The following is a 21,435-nucleotide window of genomic DNA, read 5'->3' as shown; positions in this document are numbered from 1 at the left end:
CTAACCTGTTGTAATTTATTGCGATATTATTTTAGTGCTGTTTGATCAAAAAAACCATATTAAAGTGGGCAAATCATGGTCACATTTAATCATATTCCGCAAAGCAATGTGAACAATCCAAGATAGGCCAATTTAAGCACTCAGATCATTTCTATCCTAGTGTATATCATGTGCATTCTGCACAGGTATAAAAATAGAGTAAGTTACTTGCAGTTCTCGCAGCTACTAGATGGCCGCGACATTGTTCAAACTCAAAGAACATTCACTCTTATTACCTTGTTAACACACGCTCAGTTGATAGAGAGTGTGAATAATAACTGTACAAAGAATATCGCGAGTTTTTTCCGCTATACCACTCCTATAGCTGATCCTAGGTATTGATCTTAAAATTTATTGCAAAAAGTGTTTGACTAAATATCACACAACAATATACTGTACATATAAACACGTATAATCATATTGAGGTGATACAAATGAATACATCATCATTTATTGACACTATTACTACTGCTAACATGACGCCATATTTTATTAGTACAACCCATAAAAGCACTGGCCTGAAAAGCATTGACCAGCTAATTTCACGCCATACGATCAGCTTAGCAACGCAGGAAGGTCTATTGGCGGAAAACCCGTTCCAGAAATCATTGGTACTGTATGGCCAAGACCAACGTTTGGACTATATGAAACTGCCGCCCTGCATGTATATGATTATTGCAGCAGCATCGACTGACGAAAAATTTACGATACATCGCTTCTATTTGCCTTACAAAAACGGTATTCGATTCGCCACATACTTATTAAATGCTGAGGGGGAAGTGATTGAAAGTGTTTGTTACCAACGTAATGCGAAGTACTTGGCTGCGTTCAAAGTCATTCGAGCCGAAATTAATATGGCAGCAAACATGCAAGAGGAAATAGCAGCTTAGCGGTCGTCTTGCATCAATATATCTAGCTTCGTTTGAGCGCGCTTGGGGTTATTAAGATCACTTATCTCTATCATCTCACACTCATCACGGATCATTTCGCTCACTAAGCTTGGATAATGACGGCAATCTTCAGGACGATTTAGGTAAATACCACAAGTATACTTTATAGCTGAATTGGCAGAAGCTGGTTTTTCCACCTCAAGAAACGGGCATTGCTCCATTGGCTCCCCCGTATTAGGATCAAACCAAACTTTACCCTCTTTTACATACGCAAAAATTTCAGGTTCAAATAACTCCCAAAGCGTAATTTCCTCTTTGCTTACCGACAAGTCAGCGCCACCATACTTGATACAGCATTTGCCGCACTGATTACACGCTTTCATAAGAACCTAAACATTGTTTTTTTGCATGCTAACACATTAAGTGCCATTGCTCCCTTATTGTGATTACCACCCTTGTCGTCATTAACGGCCTTGTTGTCATTACCGCCCTTGTTGTCATTACCGCCATTGTTGTCATTACCGCCCTTGTTGTCATTACCGGCCTTGTTGTCATTACCGGCCTTGTTGTCATTACCGTGAAGGCGGTAACCCAGAAGCCCCCCGCCTTCGCGAGGGTGACGGTTGTTTGCGAGGGTGACGGTTGTTTGCGAGGGTGACGGTTATTTGCGAGGGTGACGGTTGTTTTCAAAAACGGATTATTCTAAAAACAAAAAGCCCGCAATTAAGCGGGCTTTTGAATGTTAACGATAACGACAAATTAAAATTAGTTAAGTTTTTCTTTAATACGTGCAGATTTACCTGAACGCTCACGTAAGTAGTACAACTTAGCGCGACGAACAGCACCGCGACGTTTCACTTCAATAGAAGAGATTGCTGGGCTGTGAGTTTGGAACACACGCTCTACACCTTCACCACTTGAAATCTTACGTACAGTGAAAGCAGAGTGTAGACCACGGTTACGCTTAGCGATTACTACGCCTTCGTATGCCTGAAGACGCTCTTTCTCGCCTTCTTTTACTCTTACTTTAACAACTACAGTGTCACCCGGGCCAAATGCCGGAACATCAGTCTTGAGCTGTGCTTGCTCAATTTTTTTGATGATATCTTGACTTACTTTACTCATCAGATCCTCTCATCCTAGTTAACTGTCATCTTGCTGCAACTTCTGTTCAGCTTCTAGCTGTGTCAGAATTTTGTGTTGCTCCTCAGTCAGAGCTAGGTTATTTAATAAATCAGGGCGTCGACTCAAAGTTCTTCGTAAAGACTCGGTCAATCGCCACTGCCTAATTTTCTCGTGATTGCCACTTAACAAAACACTTGGAACCACCTCACCATCTAGCACTTCGGGCCGTGTGTAATGTGGGCAGTCTAATAAACCATTAGTAAAAGAATCTTCCACTGCTGATTGATTATGCCCCAACACATCTGGCAACAACCTCGATACAGAATCCATCAATACCATTGCTGGTAGCTCGCCGCCACTTAAGACGTAATCCCCAATTGACCATTCTTGATCAACTAAAGAATTAATAACTCGCTCATCAATGCCTTCGTATCTCCCAGCAACCAAAATTAAATTCGGTATTTGGGTTAAAGATTGAACCTCAGTTTGGTTCAAGGCCTTTCCTTGTGGCGATAAATATACAACCACGCTATTTTCACCTAATGCTGCTTTAGCATCGGCTATTGCGTCTGTTAATGGCTGCACCATCATCAGCATTCCAGGTCCACCGCCATAAGGTCGGTCGTCAACAGTTCGATGTTTATCTGTGGTGTAATCGCGAGGATTAAACATTGCCACATCAATTATGCCGTTTTTCACTGCTCTGCCGAACACTCCTTGATTCAAGAAAGGTTCGAACATTTCAGGAAATAGCGTCACTACTCCGAAACGTTGCTTAGGTTTCATTAAAAACCTGGGTCCCAGTCCACCGTGATAGACTTAGCCTGCTTATCGACATTCAACACAACTTGGTCATGTAAAAATGGTAATAAGCGTTCTTTTTGACCAAATGCATCGTTGTTCTTTGCTTTTACAAGCATCACATCGTTTGCACCGGTTTCGAACATGTCTTTAACCGTTCCCAAATCGTAACCTTTATCAGTTACCACTTGCATACCGATTAAATCCTTCCAGTAAAAATCGTCGTCTAATTCAGGAAGAACCGAAGTCGGCACAGATATCTCAGCATTTTTTATTTGCTCAGCATCGTCCCGCGTTTCAATTCCAACCAACTTAGCTACCAAGTTTTTACCTTGCTGTCGCCACTGGTCAATTTTTATCTCTTGGTTGCTGCAACCGTTGCCATTTAACTGCCAAGGTGCATAACCGAATATATCTGCTGTGACTTGAGTAAAACTGTTTATTTTGACCCAACCTTTCACTCCGTAAGGAGCACCGATTTTGCCAACAATAATAGTGTCAGACGCTGAACTCATTTTTACCTCAAATCACTGATACAAAAGCGCTACTAAGCAGCAACTTTTGCATCTTTTACCAAGCGAGTAACACGGTCAGATACACTTGCACCTACGCTTACCCAATACTCAACACGCTCTAGGTCTAAACGTAAACGTTCAGCTTGACCTTGTGCAGTTGGATTGAAGAAACCCAAGTTTTCAATGAACTTACCGTTGCGTGCACGACGACTGTCTGCAACAACTACTTGATAAAATGGACGCTTTTTCGCGCCACCACGCTGTAAACGAATAGTAACCATATATGCCTCAAACTCGTTGTAGCGTTACCGTTAACATACCTAGATTCCCGCTACGCTGGAAAAAAGGTGCGCGAATTATACGCCTCACAGCTTAATTTGCAAGGGCTTTCGGTAACTAAAAAGGAAAGAAAGGGAGGAGAAAAATGGGGGCAGAGTTAATTTTTCCCCATCTTAGTTTGATCACCACCTTAGCAATGTAAACCTTCAAACGGCATGGATGCCGTTTGAGAGCGGGCAGGACGCCGTAAAGCGTGTTTACATTGCTAAGGTGGTGGTCAGGCTAAAAAGATGGGGAAGTGAGAAATTAACTCTGACCCCATTTTTGTTTAGCGTGGGCCGAAACCACCGCCCATGCCGCCTGGTCCGCCTGGAGGCATCATGCCACCCATGCCGCGCATCATTTTCTTCATGCCGCCGCCAGACATTTTCTTCATCATTTTTTGCATTTGCGTGAATTGCTTCAGAAGCTTATTCACGTCTTGGATTTGTGTACCTGAACCAGCCGCTATACGACGTTTGCGCGACCCTTTTATTACATCGGGACGTTGTCTTTCACCTGGCGTCATCGAATTAATAATGGCTTCCATTTGGGTAAAGTGCTTGTCGTTGGCTTGATCTTTTATTTTCGCAGTCATGTTACTCATGCCCGGCATTTTATCCATCAACGACATCATGCCGCCCATGTTACGCATTTGCTCAAGCTGCTCTTTAAAATCTTGAAGATCGAAACCTTTCCCTTTCTTCACTTTTTGAGCAAGTTGCTGAGCTTTATTTTTATCTACTTTACGCTCAACTTCTTCAATAAGGCTGAGCACATCACCCATACCTAATATACGGCTAGCAATACGTTGTGGATGGAAAGGTTCTAAGGCGTCTAGCTTTTCGCCCATACCCAGAAACTTAATCGGTTTGCCAGTAATATGTTTAACAGATAGAGCTGCACCACCACGGGCATCACCGTCTGCTTTTGTTAAGATGACACCTGTCAAAGGTAGCGCTTCGTTGAAGGCTTTTGCAGTATTTGCGGCATCTTGGCCAGTCATAGCATCAACGACGAACAAAGTCTCAACTGGCTTCACAGCACTGTGTAGCTCTTTAATTTCATTCATCATTTCAGTGTCAACGGCGAGTCGACCCGCCGTATCGACGATAAGAACGTCGATAAACTGCAATTTAGCTTGAGCAATCGCTCCTTCTACTATATCAATAGGCTTTTGCAATGTTGATGAAGGGAAGAATTCAACATCGACTTCCTCAGCTAAGGTTTGTAGCTGCTTGATAGCAGCAGGTCGATAAACATCAGCACTCACTACCATGACTTTTTTCTTGTCACGCTCTTTTAAGAATTTAGATAGCTTACCGACACTGGTTGTTTTACCAGCACCCTGCAAACCGGCCATCATAATCACTGCCGGAGGAGTTGCCGCTAAGTTCAAACCTTCGTTCTCAGAACCCATGACCGCTTCAAGTTCGCCCTGCACTATCTTAATGAGCATCTGCCCTGGATTAAGACTTTTCGATACTTCAATACCGACGGCACGCTCTTTAACACGGTTAACGAAGTCTTTAACTACAGGTAAAGCAACATCAGCCTCAAGCAAGGCCATACGTACTTCACGCAGTGTTTCTTTAACGTTTTCTTCTGTAATACGGCCTTTACCACTAATGTTTTTTAGCGTTTGGCCTAATCTGTCTGATAAATTCTGAAACATATTAATAATTTGATTTCGCTATAATTACTCTAGAGTATACAATACTTATGTTGCGCATATCGACACTGATTTGATATAAACTGTGCTCAAGTTTAACTTAGGTAAACCAATGGATTTGTCTTTCGCTTTGTATATTCCGACCTTATGCCTTTATTTATGGGCAGGAGTAGCATTATCCAAGGCTTTTTTTGCGACCGAAAAGCAATCAAGTCAATGGCCTGTATATTGTCTAATTGCGGCTAGCATTGGCCACTTAGCACTCATAGTGGCAAGCAACTTGGACAATCAATCCGAACAGTTAAGTATTACTCAGGTTGCGGCTTTACTTGCTTGGCTTGTCACCATTACTATGCTTTTCGCGAATGCCTATATCAAAAACTTGGTTTTTTTACCGGTTGTCAGCTTTTTTTCAGCTTTGTTTATTACTTTGCAAATGTTTGCTCCCCACTCAACCGGGATCCACATAGACATGAGTGCAGGATTGATTAGCCACATTATATTAAGTCTTTTTGCATTTGGTTTGTTAAGCATCAGTTTTTTATATGCGCTGCAACTGGCGTATATCAATTACCAACTTAAGCACAAGCAAATTTCATTATCGAATAACTCGCTGCCGCCCTTAATGTCCGTTGAACATATTTTGAGTAAACTGATGGCGTTTGGCACCGTAGTCTTGGGCATTGCTCTTTTCTCTGGTTTCGTTTTTATTCCGAATATGTTTGCCGACGGCTATGCGCATAAGACAATCCTGTCCAGCAGCGCTTTTGTCATCTATATTGTGGCACTGACCTTGCAACATTTTTACGGATTAAAAGCACGAACATTGGTGACGTATAATTTCATCGGCGTCATTCTATTAACACTCGCCTATTTTGGCAGCCGATTCGTGAGAGAATTCGTCCTATAATGACGCAAAACTCACATTTCAAAATACTTTTTTATTACAGAGGGATCCATTAGTTGGACGTTTCCACAAGTACACTGTTTATTGCACTAGTCGTATTAATTTTGCTATCTGCCTACTTTTCGAGTTCGGAAACCGGCATGATGACGATCAACCGTTACAAACTAAAGCATTTAGCAAACGAAGGAGATGCAAGAGCGCTACGAGTCCAAAAACTACTCGCTAGGCCAGATCGTCTCATCGGTTTAATTCTTATCGGAAATAATCTAGTCAACATCGCTGCAGCTTTAGTTGCAGGAGAAATTGCGTCTCGTTATTTTGGTGAGTTTGGTGCATTTATTGCCACATCCTTGGGCCTAACATTCATCATGCTGGTGTTCGCAGAAGTCACGCCAAAAACAATTGCCGCCCTTTACCCTGAAAAGATAGCCTTTCCAAGCTCCTTTCTCTTATTGCCGTTGCTATTATTGTTAACTCCTTTTGTTATGTTAGTAAACGGGTTTACCAATGGTTTCTTAGCTGTCCTAAGAATTAATCCTGCAGGAGCCGACGGTGACTCATTGTCGCGAGAAGAGCTAAGAACTGTGGTGTATGAAGCCGGAACCATGATCCCAAAGAAACACCAAGACATGTTAGTGAGCATACTTGACCTAGAGAAAGTCACAGCGGAAGACATCATGGTGCCGCGCAGTGATATTTATGCCATCGATATTAACGACGATTGGAAGGATATTCAAAAACAACTCACGCACTCGCAACATACACGTGTACTGTTGTTTAGAGATAGCATCGATGATGCTGTTGGCTTTGTGCATGTTAGAGATGCACTGCGACTTCTATCGAAAGACCAGTTTACAAAAGCGACGATGTTACGAGCAGTAAAGGAGATTTACTTTACGCCTGATTCAACGCCTTTACATACTTTAATGTATAAGTTTCAGGCCGAGCGCGAACGAATTGGCCTTGTCGTAGACGAGTATGGTGACATACAAGGCTTGGTCACCCTTGAAGATATTTTGGAAGAGATTATTGGTGATTTCACGACTTCAATGGTGCCAGACTACAGTAAAGAAGCTATTCCTCAGCAAGACGGTAGCTTTTTAGTCGACGGCAGTGCGAACGTCCGAGAACTCAATAAAGAGATGGATTGGACCTTCCCGACCGAAGGCCCGAAAACCTTAAACGGCTTGATCCTAGAGTACTTGGAAGAAATACCAGAAAACAATATTAGTTTACGCTTGGCGGGCTATCCGATTGAAATCGTCGACATCAGCGGAAACATGATTAAAACAGTGAGAATATTGCCACACTTCTACGCGCAGCCTATGGAAATAGAGGTCATTAGCAAAACTTAGAGAGACGGCGCACTACTTTTTGGGTTTTAAGGGAATAACGTTACTCGACTTTTCGATACGTTTTTCCCTGGCTCGCTGTTTAAAAGCTTCTACTTTTTGATTCAGCGCTTCTAGCTTCTCCATGATATCTTTTAGTTCTTCATTATCCTCAATATCAGAGTCCCGAGCATGGTGCTCCAGCGTCTGGTATAGGGTTAAAGGAAGAGACTTTTTTGACATGGTGGTGATAGCGCTCGCGAATTCAATACTAAGTATAGCTTGTATCGGTAGGCGGCGAGAAATCTAGACTGTTATTACGTCAAACTTTGATAGAACTTCACTTGCTTACCACGACTGTTTTGAGCATCGTAATTAATCATCAAGACGTCAGCAGTATCAAAAATTCTTGCATTGAATCCATGGCTCAACAAGTCACTTAGTAAGCTAACTAATGGCATGTGACTAACAACAAGCATCGTTTGTAACTCAGGCTCAGAAAGAAGATAACCATCGATAAGATCTTGTACTGATGCTGGATTTTGCATAGGTGTTATTGCTGCTGTTTTGACGACCTTTGAAGCGGGCAAATATTCCAACACTGACGCAATTGTCTCCTGAGTGCGCACATACGGGCTCACTAAGACTAAATCTAAGTCAGGCGTTAGCGACATGTCATTTAACGCTGCCTTCATCCACTTAGCGGCGTGCTCCACTTGAGTTACTCCGAAACCTGTTAACTGACGAGAAGTATCGTCTTGCTTATAGGGCTCGGCCTCTCCGTGGCGCATCACAAATATAATCATCAATTTTTCTTCTTTTCGTGTGAAGTTTTTTCGCGGACTGACGCTAACATCTATTCAGGTCGATTAACAATACGTTTTTGGTATATTGTTCATGACGTAGGTCGATAATTCTTTACAACATATACGTTTGAATGTTTTATATTCGGTTAAGGATCAAGGAACTGCATTGTTATTATCAAGACTAGCCGAAAGAGAGTATTTTGCAAACACCCTGCAAAACAAACTTGAATTCGCTCTCATTAAGTGCCCGAAGGCGCCCAAAGCCTCCTTTTCAATCTCCATTGGAATGGGACACTTTAATGATCCTGATAATTGCCCCGGCCTCTCCCATTTACTAGAACATATGCTCTTCACTGGCAGCCATGCTTACACTGATGGTAACTACCTGCATGATTTGTTGCATAAGAATGGAGGGTTCATTAATGCCTGGACCTCTGCTGAAACGTGTAATTTTCATTTTGACTGCCCTCACACAATATTCCACGAGGCATTAGATGTGCTGCTAGATATGCTGAAGTACCCGAATATGTCCTTGAACGGCATTCAGCAGGAAGTTCTGGCTGTCGATGCCGAATTCCAACTTCGTCAACAGGACGATGTTCGACGTTTATACGACATTCATAAAGAAACAGCTAATAGCGAACATCCGTTTACTAAATTTAGCGTGGGAAACAAAGGCATATTTTCTCGTTACAGCGAAAACGAGCTCCAAACGATGTTGAAACAACATCATGAACAGTATTTTATTTCCAGCAATATTAAAGTTGCCATTGTCGCTGAGCAAAGTTGGTTAAATAGTGAAAATATGCAAGCTATCACAGACAAACTCAGTATCTTTGATGACAAGCTTGAAGCGCAGAGTATACCGCAACTTCCAGACTTATATTTAGACGAACATAAGCAAATTCAGATTGAAGTAAAGCCACACAAATTCACGCAAAATTTGATGCTTACTTATTGCTTACCTAACTTATCAACATTGAATCGCAGCAAACCGATACTTTTGCTTAGTCACCTTATAGAAGATAGTAACGAAAATGGCCTTCAATGGCGCTTGAAAAGGCTCGGGTATATAGTCGAAGTCATTGCCAGTGGTGGAATCAATGATAAGCGCCATCAAGATATTAATATTAATCTGCGCCTGACGGATAAAGGGGCAGATAATGTAGAAAATATACTTACCTTGGTGTGTAGTTGGTTCGAATTTTTGCAACAACAAGGAATTGAACACTGGCGTTTTGATGAAAAGGCCCAGCAACTAGCCCTTCAAGTAAAGCACGCACCTAGCCCCTCTGGTATCGATGAGGCTGTTCTGCTTGCAACCCGACTACACGAGTACACACTAGACCAAGCGCTAAGTGTCGATACCGTAATGGACCGTTATGATAGCGATGCTTTCGATGCATTCTTAGCGCACTTCAAACCCGCTAATTTGCGAGTATTCTTCATCCATGAAAATGCTAAGACAGACAAAGTAAGTGCTCAATATGAAGCACCTTATAGCGTGAGAAATCTCGAAGCTTTTGCAGAAAGTAATGCCCAAAATGATTGGTCACTTCCGCAACGCAACCCATATATGAGTGATGATTTTAACATAGTAAAAGCAGAACTTACGGCGAACCAGATTATCAATTTTGAATCTGATGATTTATTGATTAAGTTCACTCAAAACACAGCCTTTAATACGCCCAAAGGAGATTGTTATTTTAGTTTAGAAAGTCCAAACATGATTGGCTCAGCGAGAAATATTGCAATCAAACGCCTCTGGGTCGAATGTATCAGTGAACAATTGAATAACCAGTATAATAGTGCTGAACTCGCTGGCATTCACTTTCGTCTGTACGGACACCAAGGTGGTGTTAGCCTGCATACTAGCGGATTTTCTCACCGACAATTGGTGTTATGTGAAGAGATATTGCGCGCACTTACTCGGGTGAAAGTAACCCCATCGACCTTCCTCACGATGAAGGAAAAGCTACAAAAATCGCTGCAGAACACCTTGTTAAACAAGCCAGTCAACCAGCTATTTTCCGAGTTAAACTGCCTTTACCAGGAAAACACAATCGGTCAAAAATCAATTTTAGAAGAGTTGAACTCAGTATTCTTACCTGAAGTTCAAGCTCATGTAGAAAAATACTTTGTCGAAACTCATGTTGAGGGCCTGGTCGTTGGCAACTGGTCCCTCGAACAAGCAGAAAAATTATTCAAGCGTCTTAAAAATAATGCGATTCACTTTAACAAAGCCCACAAATCAGGTCGTAGAGTAGCTGATTTGCATAAACAAAATATTTGTCTGATGAAAGAAAACCATCATGGTGAACACGCCGTAGTGCACTACTTACAAGCTAAGGACAGTAGCGTAGAGAGCAAATGCTTGTTTGTCGCAATGGAAAAATTGTTATCACCCATTATCTTTGACGAATTAAGAAACAAGCAAAATCTTGGATATTTAGTTGGTTGCGGTTACATGCCTATCAATAAACGACCCGGTATTGCCAGTTATGTACAATCGCCCAATTATCAAAGTGATGTTCTATTAGAAGCTATAGAGAACGTTTTGGAAGATTTTTGTAAGGAGATCGACGACATTGAGCCTATTTTCGACAATTTTATCAACTCTTTGTCAAAGCAGTTTTCCTCAGAAGACACCAATACAACCCAATATGCTCAGCGCCTTTGGTTGGAATTCGAAATAATAGAAGAGCAAAGTGAAAATGCAAACTTCTACAAACAAATCAAGGAATTGTCTTTTGATGAATTTAAAGCGGGTATTCTTGCTTTGCTTTCCTCGACAAACATGAAACGTTCGGTATTTTTAACGACAGCAACTAAAGGTGCGCCTACCAGACTGTCTAACTGCACTTTTGCAAATAGTGTTATAGAACTCAAAAAGTCATGTAAATACGTCTAATCTTTGCGTTAAAGAAGGCTTTCTATTAGCCACTTAAGACTGATCAATTTTCACTCAGCGCAGCTGTGCAAAACTCGACCTATGCCTACTTTTCACCCACATGGCGCACGCATTGGTTAAGTTTTAAGCAAACAAGCCTCCAACACCAATAAACACTTGAGCTACAGCCAAAATTTAGGCATTCTTTGCAAGCGTTTAAAAAATAAAAATAATAAAAACAACTAGGCGGTAAAAATTTTGACTCGCGCCCTTTCCCAGAAATGGCTCATTTTAATGATGCTTATCAGCATGCAGTTTCTGTTTCCAGCGACGGCACGGGTCCTCACCAACCTAAATTTTGAACACCTTTCAGCACAAAACGGCTTTTCTCAAAGCCAAGTCAAACAAACACTTGAAGATAAATATGGTTTCATATGGATTGTGTCGAATGACGGGCTCAGTAAATACGATGGATATAGCAACAAAGTCTACAGTGCTGACGCAGCTAATCCTCGTTCTATTCCAAGTAACAATATCACTCGTATTCTGATAGATAACCAAGACAATTTATGGGTAGCAACTGATCAAGGCTTAGGGGTATACGACTACAACACAGATAGCTTTTCAGTCATCAATAGCGAAAATAGCATCATCAAAGGGAATGAAATTACCAGTCTCGCCAGCGCTTTTGGTAAGGAGATTTATTTCACGGTGCAAAACTCAATGTACCGCATTAGCGCCCAGAGTCGAAAAGTTACACAAGTTATTAGTCAAAGTCCATTTCCAACAAATATCACTTACATCAAAGATGAAAACTCTCGTATTTGGATCAACTCGGTTTATGGCGGTATATATATTTTTGATAAAATATCTAGCCAATTGTTCGACTTAACCAAACAAAACCCATGGAATTTTACACTCCCTAAAGTCAACATCAACAAAATAGAAGTTGTTGGCAATAAGTATTGGATTGCAACGAATCGCGGTTTATTGAGCTTAGATTCAAGCACCAATACACAAGAGTTGCTGAATACTCAAAGCAACCCAGATATGCCATCTGATGCAGTGAACGATATTGTTTTTGACGGTGAAAGCCTTTGGATTGCCAGCAATCGTGGCTTGGTAATTACCGATCGCAACTCAGACATCCATACCATTATCAACCACAACAATGCTTTTTCTAGTGGCTTGCAAGACAGTAACATCACCAGTATTTTTCTTTCTCGTATGGGAACGGCTTGGTTAGGTACTGCAAGTGCAGGTTTGCATAGTTTCCATCCTGCTGCCAGTCCTCTCAAGCTGTATAAGCCTGTTGAGGGAGATAGTAAAAGTTTATCGGGTCGTCAGGTTATCGGGTTCGCGAAATCAAATAATCAAGATATTTGGGCAGCTACTCGCTTAGATGGCCTCAACAAATTCAATCAGAAGCAAGGTTTTTTCACCCAGTTTCCCATTCAAACCAAAGCGATGATCAATGACATTGAGATTGATGCTAACAATAAGGTTTGGCTTGCGTCGAATGATGGGATTCATAGTTACCGCATTGAGAATGACGCTCTAGTTTTTGAAAACCAAATTCACGCAAATAAGTCATTTAGCCAAGTAAGTCTTTTCCAAAACAAGTTATGGGTTTGGCATCAAGACAAAGGTTTGTCGAATATCGACACGACCAATTACGAAGAGAATTTTGTTAGTTTGCCTGCAGACGTATCATCTGCGAGTCCTGTTTTTGCTGATGATCGTGGTCAAATATGGTTACAAACAAACGTTGGTGTAATGATCAGTAATCCTGAATCGGCGCAATTCACGCGTCCTAGTGGTTTAGAAGATTTAGGTAACTTAAAGGTCGTGCATGTATATAGTCATCAAGATGCCTACTGGTTAATCAGTCAAAACAAAGGCATCTTTAAACTGGATAAGGTCAGCCTGACCTTACTTCGCGAAATATCGGGAGAAGATGACAACGCTACAGGCGACATTCGTTCGGCAATTGGCATCGATAATACGATTTGGTATGGCAGTCGACAAGGTATATACAACGTTGATCTAAGCAAAAGTATTATTGTAAAGCGTCGCTCAAAAAGCGCTCTAAGTTTTAACGAACTAAATCGCAAAGCAATCGTCACAACTGAAGACCAAAACCTGCTCATAGGCGGATCTATTGGCATTCATTATTTGCAAACGACGCAAACAAACACCAATAAATATGATGCCCCCATAAAACCCCAATTCTTGGCCTTTAGCGCTCCGGATGTTGATCAATCAGAGAAGCCTATCTCACCTGCTTTCATGTTAAATGACTTCAGTATGGCACACTCAGAAAGCCGTATAAATATTGAGTTTGGTGTAGTAAACAGCATCAATGCTAGTGCAACTGAATATCGTTATATATTGGATGGGCTCGACAAGGACTGGACTTACACGTCGGCGAATAGATTGGCCTCTTATAGTTACTTATCTTTTGGTGACTACATATTCAAAGTGCAAGCACGCATCAACGGTGGAGCGTGGTCAGCCAGCAACGAATTAACTATCGCAGTAGATAAGCCTTTTTGGTTACATACTCGCGCCTTAATTTTCTATGCCTTCTTTATCGTGTTCTTGGTGGTCTATCAGATCAACAAGATGAAATCGCGTAAAACGCGTGATCAAACCCTAACGGAAGATGTTGAACGCTTAACATTGACTCTTTCTTCCAGTGGAGACGAATTATGGGACTGGGATATTATCAGTGGACAAATATATCGCCAAAACACGTGGAATACGATCGACTTCCCACAAGACAGTTTCCGCAGTCATACGACATACGAGAACAACGTTCACGAGAATGATGTTGAACGGTTAACCCAGGCCTTACAAGATCATATCGAAGGTAAAACACAGTTTTTCGAACTTGCCTATAGAGTCAAAACATTCGCGGGTGATTGGGTTTGGGTGCTTGATCGTGGCAAAATTGTCAAACGAGACTCCCACCATAAAGCGCTGCGCATGACGGGCACCTTGAAAAACATAAACCATCTGAAGCAAGCAGAAGAACAACTCAATTTATTTAAAAGCAGTTTTGAGAATATAACAGAAGGTGTTTTCATTGCTGATCATGAGTTTAGGTTCATGTCAGTCAATAGTGCCTACTGTAACTACACCGGTGACACAGTTGAGCAGTCTCTTGCGAGTAAACTGTCATTTAGTCAATACCCTGATGCCTTCACTGAAGAAGTGAAGAAGACGCTGCGCCACAAAGGCACATGGTCTAGTGAAGTGGATGCGATGAGAGCTAACGGTGAAAAATATCAGTTAGAAATGACCATTGATGCTATTCGCAATGAAGACCAGCAGATAAGTCACTACGTAGGTGTATTTTCTGATATAAGCTCTCGCAAAAAAACCGAAAAAGAATTACTCAAATTAGCAAATACTGACCCATTAACAAATTTACCGAACCGTTCGTTCTTCCAAGCGAGTCATGAAAATTTAGTCAGGCGTGAAACACCACATGCATTGATTTGTCTCGACATGGATAACTTCAAGCGAATTAACGATTCACTCGGTCACCAAACGGGTGATTTACTGATCAAGCAGATTGCTCGAAGGCTAAGCAAAATAACGAGTTCGACCTCAACCACCTATCGATTAGGCGGCGATGAGTTTAGTATGTTGATTGAAGCAACCACAACGGTGCATCGTATTTCACACATCGCTCAAGACGTATTAGATGCTCTTTCTCGCCCTTTCTACATCAACAAGCAAGAGTTTGTACTTGGGGTAAGTATCGGTATTGCGACTTATCCTGAAGATGGCTCAACGCATCAAGAGTTACTCAAGAATGCCGACACTGCTATGTATTTTGCTAAGAACAATGGCGGAAGTAATTATCAGTTCTTTAGCGGCGAGATGAATCAGAATGCGGTTAGACAGTTGCAAATAGAGAACCTAATAAGATTCGGTATTAAAGAAGACTTGTTTAGTGTTTTCTACCAGCCCAAAATTGATATCACATCTGGCAGACTGGTCAGCATGGAGGCGCTTGTGCGCTTTGAGCACCCTCAAAAAGGCATCGTTAGCCCAGGGCAGTTCATTCCTCTGGCGGAGCAGACAGGTCAAATCCTTGAAATAGGTGAACAAGTGTTGCGCAAGGCTTGTATTGATACCAAACGCTGGGTTGATTCAGGTCTGTTTACTGGCCGTGTGGCGGTCAATATCTCCGCCAAGCAGTTTGAATTGCCTGACCTTGATGACAGAATTGAGCGGATCTTGAAGCAGGTTGGCTTATCTCCCCTGCATCTCGAGTGTGAAATTACCGAAGGCACGCTAATGGAAAACCCGGAGCAAGCCTTGAAGATGATGCAGCGCTTGAGAGAAAGAGGGATCCACTTGGCACTGGATGATTTTGGTACGGGCTACTCTTCCCTTGCCTATTTGAAGAAATTCCCTATCCATACATTGAAAATTGACAAAGCCTTTATCGATGATATTGCAACAAGTTCAGTCGATAAGCATATGGCTGAGTCAATCATCAATATCGCTCACAACCTTGGTTTAAAAGTTGTCGCTGAAGGTGTAGAGCATGAGAAGCAACTTGATATTTTGAAGCGTTACGAGTGCGAAATGTTACAAGGTTACTTATTTAGCAAACCTGTAAGCGCCTCGAAATTCGAGGCATTGCTAAGTGAAGGGCGTAACATGTCGCATTTACTGAACCCAACGAAACCCAGCCCAATTAGGCCAGGTCTCAAAATTGGTAAACGCTAAAAGCGCAGAAGGATTGTTTTAAGAACGGAGATAGCAGTTGTGAAAACCGCTACTTTTTCGTAAATGTACAGTCTTAGAAATGTTAAACATCGGAAATAACATCGGTCCCATTATAATACCGCCAACGACCCAACGCTTCTTTCCCATCGCATTTTTAACAGCTTCTACATAGTAGTACAAACTACTCGCTAGGAAGCTTATCACTATCAATAAACCCACCATCATGATGTATGCTTCCTCATTTGAAAATTGTATTCGACTCGCCATTAATGTTATCTGAACCGTTGTTGAGATAAAACCTACCGAACGATACCGAAGTATAACATTTTGATTAATAAATAGGCTGAATAATGACTATACCAACTGTATTTTTTGAGAGTTAAGTGTCACGCTTTCGAAACACTGCACTCTCACAAGCTCGTCACCCCCGAAATACCGTCACCACGCAACACCGTCACCCCCGCAATACCGTCACCCCACAACACCGTCACCCCCGCGGAGGCGGGGGCCCAATGCAAACCATAGTTTTAAATAGATCCCCGCATCCCCGTCCCCCCACAACACCGTCCCCCCCGCGAAGGCGGGGGCCCAATACGAACCATAGTTTAAATAGATCCCCGCATGCGCGGGGATGACGTGTAGATTTAGGGATGACGTGCAGATTTTGGGATGACGTGTAGATTCAGGGATGACGATAGATTGGGGACCTTCTAGTAAAAGGTCTTGCCTTCTTCGCTCATACTGACTAACAACTTCGCTGGTGTGTACTTGTCGGAGTAGCTTTCAGCGTAGTGCTCTAAACGTTTAACAACGTGAGCGATACCTAGTTTATCCATATAATTAAATGGGCCACCTAGGAATGGAGGGAAACCTATACCGAAAATAGCACCGATATCGCCGTCTCTTGGGTTTCTAACAACACCTTCCTCTAAGCACATCGCCGCCTCATTAAGCATCATCAGCACACAACGCTCAACGACAGTATCATCCGACATCTTCTTCTCAGGCGTAACGCCAAGTAGTTGATATACTGACTCATCAATATCTTTACCTGGCTTTTTACCGCTGTAATCATAAAAGCCTGACTTATTCTTTTTACCCTTGCGGTCGTTTTCAAGTAGTTTGTCAAAGGCCTCTGGCGCGTTGAATCGCTCACCAAATTGTCCTTTTAATATTGGAATAATCTTCGTTCCAACATCAATGCCCACTTCATCCAACAATTTGAACGCACCCACCGGAAAACCGAACTTAGTAATAGCTTTATCAATAGCGTCTAGAGGTTGCCCTTCTAAGGCAATAAAACCGGCTTCACTCATATAGGGGGCAAGAATACGGTTAACGTAGAAACCCGCGCCATCTTTAACCACAATCGGTGTTTTACCCTGACGTTTCGCAAACTCTACGGTAGTAGAAATAGTTTGCTCTGACGTACCCTCGTGAGGGATAACTTCCGCTAATGGCATCTTATCTACTGGCGAAAAGTAGTGTAGCCCTACTACATTTTCTGGACGCGCTGCTTTAGCCGCAATCTCGCCAATTGGAATAGAAGAGGTATTCGACGCGAAGATAGTGTTGTCGTTACAATGCTCTTCGATATCAGCAACCATTTTTTGCTTCAAGCCTAGGTCTTCAAACACAGCCTCGATGACCATGTCATTTTGTTTGTAACCGCTATAATCTAAGCATCCACTGAGTCTAGACATTTCATTCTGCATTTCAGTTTTACGCATGAAGCGTCTTTTCACTTTTTTGTTCAAAATGTCGTAAGTATAACGAAGCGCACCAGCAATGCCGTCTGGATTAATGTCTTTGATACGCGCAGGCACTTTGGCTTTAGTCGCTGTCACAAAGGCAATACCCCCACCCATGAGACCACCACCTAAAACACCTACTTTCTTCACTTTCTTAGGCTCAACCCCCTCAACACCAGACTCTTTTTTCATGTCCGTTGTTGCGAAGAAGATACCACGGAGCTGTTTCGACTCAGGCGTCATCACTAATTGGCCAAACAAACGCGCTTCTGTCGCGTAGCCCTTGCGACGGTCATTCAGACCTGTCTCAATACAATCAATGATATACATTGGTGCAGGGTAATTCCCCAAGGTCTTTGATAGCGTTTGCTCGCGTGCTTTTTTGAATAGAATATTGCGACCGAAGCCCGTATCTTCCAATACTTTATTGGTAAGCGATTTTTTGCTTTCACGCTTTTTGATCTTCTTCATTGCAAATTCAACAGCAACATCGACCAATACTGATTCTGGTACCATATCGTCAACGATACCGTATTTCTTTGCCTGCTTGGCTCTTACTGGCGCGCCAGTGAGCATCATCTTCATCGCTTGTTGCACACCAATGAGCGCAGGTAAACGCTGTGTACCACCGCTACCAGGCAGAAGGCCAAGTTGGACTTCAGGTAAACCAAGTTGTGTTTTAGGGCTGTCAGAACAAACTCGATAGTGACAAGCTAGCGCAAGCTCTAGTCCACCACCCAACGCTGGACCATGCACTGCAGCAACGAAGGTCTTTTTCATGCCTTCAATGCGATCAAACAACCTTTGGCCTGCCGTAGATAACTCTTCTGCTTCATCGGCCGAATTGCAGGCAGCTAGCATTGAAACATCAGCACCCGCAACGAAAGAATCTTTTTTACCACTGGTTACGACAACCCCTTTAATGTCAGCATCACTTTCTACTTGATCTAGGATTGCTGTTACTTCGTCACCAAAGTCGGCTTTTAAAGTATTCATCGTCTCGCCAGGCACATCCATTGTCAAAATAGCTATGCCGTCTTCACGTTTTGTTAAAGTAAATGCACTCATTATTCAGTCTCCACAATCATCGCTGCACCTAAGCCACCCGCAGCACATGCTGTTAATAGACCAGTACCACCGCCTCTGCGGTTCAATTCGTTAAGCATTTGGGTAATCATACGCGTCCCCGTTGCAGCGAACGGATGTCCATAAGCTAGTGAACTACCCATTACGTTAAATTTATCCATATCAATTTCACCAATCGCCTTGTCACGGCCAAGCTTCTCTTTCGCAAACTTATCGCTAGCAAACATTTTCACGTTCGATAATGTTTGTGCTGCGAAGGCTTCGTGCATTTCGATTAAGGTGAGGTCATTAAGCGTCATACCAGCTCTCTCTAGAGCTATTGGGCTAGCGTAGGACGGCCCCATTAACATGTCTTCCCACACGTCAATTGCAGCAAACGCATAGCTTTTCAAGTAACCGATAGGCTGGTAACCCAAGGCTTTCGCTTTGCTCTCGGTCATCATCACAACCGCTGAAGCACCATCTGTCAAAGGCGTTGCATTTGCGGCTGTTACCGAACCATGCTTTTTATCAAATACAGGGCGAAGCTTTGCGTATCCCTCAAGTTTAGAATCAAAGCGAATATTATTGTCACGAGAAAATGCAGCTTTGAATGGCTCAGGATAAGCTGTCATCACTTCTCCATCAAGATTGCCCGCTTCCCAATTTTGGGCTGCTAAAGTGTGCGAGCGATGCGCAAGTTCGTCTTGAGCATGACGCGAAATACTATGCGTTTTGGCCATTTGCTCAGCAGTCTGTCCCATCGACAAACCTGTTGAGTACTCAGCAACTGCTGGCGGCACTGGTAATAAATCTTTTAAACCAAGCTTCCTAAGCACACTTAACTTCTGACCGAGTGTTTTCGTTTTTTGTAAATCAACTAAAGCGCGACCGAGCTTCTTCGATACACCAATCGGCGAAACGGAGGTTGAGTCTGCTCCACCGGCAATACCTACTTCAATGTTGCCGACGATCATAGACTCAGCAATATTCACAGTAGATTGAAAACTTGTCGCACACGCTCTTGATACACTGTAAGCATCAGTATGCACACCCATACCAGTACCGAGCACTACTTCACGAGCAATATTCGGGGCTTCAGGCATCTGAACCACTTGGCCATAGACAACTTGTTCGATAATTGCTGGATCGATGTCGTTTTTGAGCATTAATTCGTTAACAACCATTTTGGCTAAGTCAACGGCAGGCACACCATGAAAATTTGTGGCCATTTTGGCAAACGGCGTGCGCAAACCTGCAACAATTGCGATACGATCGCCCTGTTGGGTTTTTAAAACTTGTTTATTTGACATACTTTATCCTATAGCCATTAAAATTAATGATGAAAGACGCGTCTGGTCAGACCTCAAACCAGTATTTTGACAAAATCTGAACAAAAATTCAAATATTTGGCTGAACCACACCATCAAAGATATTCAACACGAACAATAAAAAACAGCAAACTGCCAGAACCATTGAGGTTTTTGCGAGTCGAATGTTGAATTCAGAAATAATATCCGCATATAAGAGTAGCAGAAATTCATCACAACCCTGTGTTGATTTAGATTAATTACCCAAAAATAAGAATGAAAGGCTAATAACTGATGGCAGTAGAAGAATTTAAGCAATTGCAGTCCCATTTAAACACGCAAGTTTTGGGGCAACCTTCCTTAACTCTCAGTATTCTCATTGCGCTTTTGGCAGATGGTCACCTGCTGGTCGAAGGCCCTCCGGGGCTCGCCAAAACTCGCGCTGTAAACTCGCTATCAGATGGCATTGTTGCTGACTTCCATCGCGTGCAATTCACACCGGATCTGTTGCCAGCTGATCTCACAGGCACGGATATTTATCGTCCCGAGACTGGTGAATTTATATTTCAAAAAGGCCCTCTCTTCCACAATTTAGTGTTGGCTGATGAAATCAACCGTGCACCAGCTAAAGTTCAGTCGGCACTGTTAGAGGCAATGGCAGAACGCCAAATAACGGTAGGCAACACGACCTACCCTCTTTCCGAACTATTTTTAGTCATGGCAACTCAGAACCCCTTAGAGCAAGAGGGAACCTACCCCTTGCCTGAAGCTCAGTTAGACCGTTTTTTAATGCACGTTGAAATTGATTATCCAGGCGCCGACACTGAGCTAGAGATTCTTAGGCTGACTCGTGGCGAAGCGATTAAAACAGCAAAACCTATCGTTGAGAAACTAAGCCAAGAAGATATCGCAAAAGCCAGAGCAGACATCATGGATATGCATGTTTCACCTGCGCTGGAAAGCTATATCGTTCAGCTCATTATGGCGACCCGCCAGCCACAGAATTACAGTGCGGAGCTTGCAAACTGGATTGAAATTGGCGCAAGCCCAAGAGCAACGATAGCATTAGAACGCTGTGCCAGAGCGCATGCTTGGCTAAATGGGCGCGACTTTGTCGGACCAGACGATGTACAAGCCGTTTTACATAATGTGTTGCGTCACCGCATCATCTTGAGTTATCAAGCGCAGGCTGAAGGTGTTAGCGCTAATTCAGTGCTAGACAACATTCTGAAACTTGTTCCCGTTGGTTAGACTAAATGTTGATTT

17 protein-coding genes are annotated in these 21,435 nt (G+C 42.6%); 7 read left to right on the top strand and 10 right to left on the bottom strand.

Annotation, left to right across the window (positions count from 1 at the left end):
* The first annotated feature begins 473 nt into the window (after positions 1-473).
* Entirely contained in the window at positions 474-929 is a 456-nt protein-coding gene (locus RM544_RS00410; RefSeq protein ID WP_311359809.1) for a hypothetical protein, read from the top strand.
* Here RM544_RS00410 and RM544_RS00405 read toward each other — a convergent pair.
* Positions 926-1,312 (bottom strand): YkgJ family cysteine cluster protein, encoded by a 387-nt coding sequence (locus RM544_RS00405; RefSeq protein ID WP_311359808.1) that lies wholly within the window; start codon positions 1,310-1,312, stop codon positions 926-928. The two genes, RM544_RS00410 and RM544_RS00405, sit on opposite strands and share 4 nt — an antisense overlap.
* 59 nt (positions 1,313-1,371) lie before the next feature.
* On the opposite strand from RM544_RS00405, the gene RM544_RS00400 reads away from it, so the two are divergent.
* Complete coding sequence (locus tag RM544_RS00400) at positions 1,372-1,587, top strand: hypothetical protein (protein WP_311359807.1); 216 nt, start codon at positions 1,372-1,374, stop codon at positions 1,585-1,587.
* 107 nt (positions 1,588-1,694) lie between these two features.
* Here the strand turns inward: RM544_RS00400 and rplS are convergent, their stop codons facing one another.
* The 5 genes from rplS to ffh form a co-directional block, all read right to left on the bottom strand.
* Positions 1,695-2,054: a 50S ribosomal protein L19 gene (gene rplS / locus RM544_RS00395; RefSeq protein WP_311359806.1), complete on the bottom strand. Its 360-nt coding sequence runs from the start codon at positions 2,052-2,054 to the stop codon at positions 1,695-1,697.
* A gap of 18 nt (positions 2,055-2,072) precedes the next feature.
* Complete coding sequence (gene trmD / locus RM544_RS00390; protein WP_311359805.1) at positions 2,073-2,840, bottom strand: tRNA (guanosine(37)-N1)-methyltransferase TrmD; 768 nt, start codon at positions 2,838-2,840, stop codon at positions 2,073-2,075.
* Positions 2,840-3,370, bottom strand: coding sequence for a ribosome maturation factor RimM (gene rimM / locus RM544_RS00385; protein ID WP_311359804.1), 531 nt, complete (start codon positions 3,368-3,370; stop codon positions 2,840-2,842). The genes trmD and rimM overlap by 1 nt, the downstream gene beginning before the upstream one ends.
* 32 nt (positions 3,371-3,402) lie before the next feature.
* Positions 3,403-3,651, bottom strand: coding sequence for a 30S ribosomal protein S16 (rpsP, locus tag RM544_RS00380; RefSeq protein ID WP_311359803.1), 249 nt, complete (start codon positions 3,649-3,651; stop codon positions 3,403-3,405).
* A gap of 326 nt (positions 3,652-3,977) precedes the next feature.
* Positions 3,978-5,363, bottom strand: a complete 1,386-nt coding sequence (gene ffh / locus RM544_RS00375) for a signal recognition particle protein (RefSeq protein WP_311359802.1) — start codon at positions 5,361-5,363, stop codon at positions 3,978-3,980.
* A 109-nt stretch (positions 5,364-5,472) separates the two neighbouring features.
* Between ffh and RM544_RS00370 the strand changes: the two genes are divergently transcribed.
* Together RM544_RS00370 and RM544_RS00365 are read left to right on the top strand one after the other, a co-directional pair.
* Positions 5,473-6,270, top strand: coding sequence for a cytochrome C assembly family protein (locus RM544_RS00370; RefSeq protein ID WP_311359801.1), 798 nt, complete (start codon positions 5,473-5,475; stop codon positions 6,268-6,270).
* A gap of 53 nt (positions 6,271-6,323) precedes the next feature.
* Positions 6,324-7,622, top strand: a complete 1,299-nt coding sequence (locus RM544_RS00365; RefSeq protein ID WP_311359800.1) for an HlyC/CorC family transporter — start codon at positions 6,324-6,326, stop codon at positions 7,620-7,622.
* A gap of 12 nt (positions 7,623-7,634) precedes the next feature.
* On the opposite strand, the gene RM544_RS00360 is transcribed toward RM544_RS00365, so the two are convergent.
* Positions 7,635-7,841 (bottom strand): hypothetical protein, encoded by a 207-nt coding sequence (locus RM544_RS00360; RefSeq protein ID WP_311359799.1) that lies wholly within the window; start codon positions 7,839-7,841, stop codon positions 7,635-7,637.
* Between the two features lie 74 nt (positions 7,842-7,915).
* Positions 7,916-8,404, bottom strand: a complete 489-nt coding sequence (sixA, locus tag RM544_RS00355) for a phosphohistidine phosphatase SixA (RefSeq protein WP_311360703.1) — start codon at positions 8,402-8,404, stop codon at positions 7,916-7,918.
* A gap of 166 nt (positions 8,405-8,570) precedes the next feature.
* Between sixA and RM544_RS00350 the strand changes: the two genes are divergently transcribed.
* Together RM544_RS00350 and RM544_RS00345 are read left to right on the top strand one after the other, a co-directional pair.
* Positions 8,571-11,315 (top strand): insulinase family protein, encoded by a 2,745-nt coding sequence (locus tag RM544_RS00350; RefSeq protein WP_311359798.1) that lies wholly within the window; start codon positions 8,571-8,573, stop codon positions 11,313-11,315.
* Between the two features lie 273 nt (positions 11,316-11,588).
* Positions 11,589-16,043, top strand: coding sequence for an EAL domain-containing protein (locus RM544_RS00345; RefSeq protein ID WP_311359797.1), 4,455 nt, complete (start codon positions 11,589-11,591; stop codon positions 16,041-16,043).
* Positions 16,044-16,753: 710 nt separating this feature from the next.
* Here RM544_RS00345 and fadJ read toward each other — a convergent pair.
* Together fadJ and fadI are read right to left on the bottom strand one after the other, a co-directional pair.
* A complete protein-coding gene (fadJ, locus tag RM544_RS00340) occupies positions 16,754-18,862 on the bottom strand; it encodes a fatty acid oxidation complex subunit alpha FadJ (protein WP_311359796.1) in 2,109 nt (702 codons plus the stop codon).
* Positions 18,862-20,172 (bottom strand): acetyl-CoA C-acyltransferase FadI, encoded by a 1,311-nt coding sequence (gene fadI / locus RM544_RS00335; RefSeq protein ID WP_311359795.1) that lies wholly within the window; start codon positions 20,170-20,172, stop codon positions 18,862-18,864. The genes fadJ and fadI overlap by 1 nt, the downstream gene beginning before the upstream one ends.
* A gap of 291 nt (positions 20,173-20,463) precedes the next feature.
* On the opposite strand from fadI, the gene RM544_RS00330 reads away from it, so the two are divergent.
* A complete protein-coding gene (locus RM544_RS00330; protein WP_311359794.1) occupies positions 20,464-21,420 on the top strand; it encodes an AAA family ATPase in 957 nt (318 codons plus the stop codon).
* The last annotated feature ends 15 nt before the right edge of the window (positions 21,421-21,435 follow it).

The organism is Brumicola blandensis, from assembly GCF_031846165.1.
Lineage (GTDB): Bacteria > Pseudomonadota > Gammaproteobacteria > Enterobacterales > Alteromonadaceae > Glaciecola > Glaciecola blandensis.
Note: the sequence above shows the minus strand (reverse complement) of the source record. Positions and strands in the feature narration are given on the sequence as shown.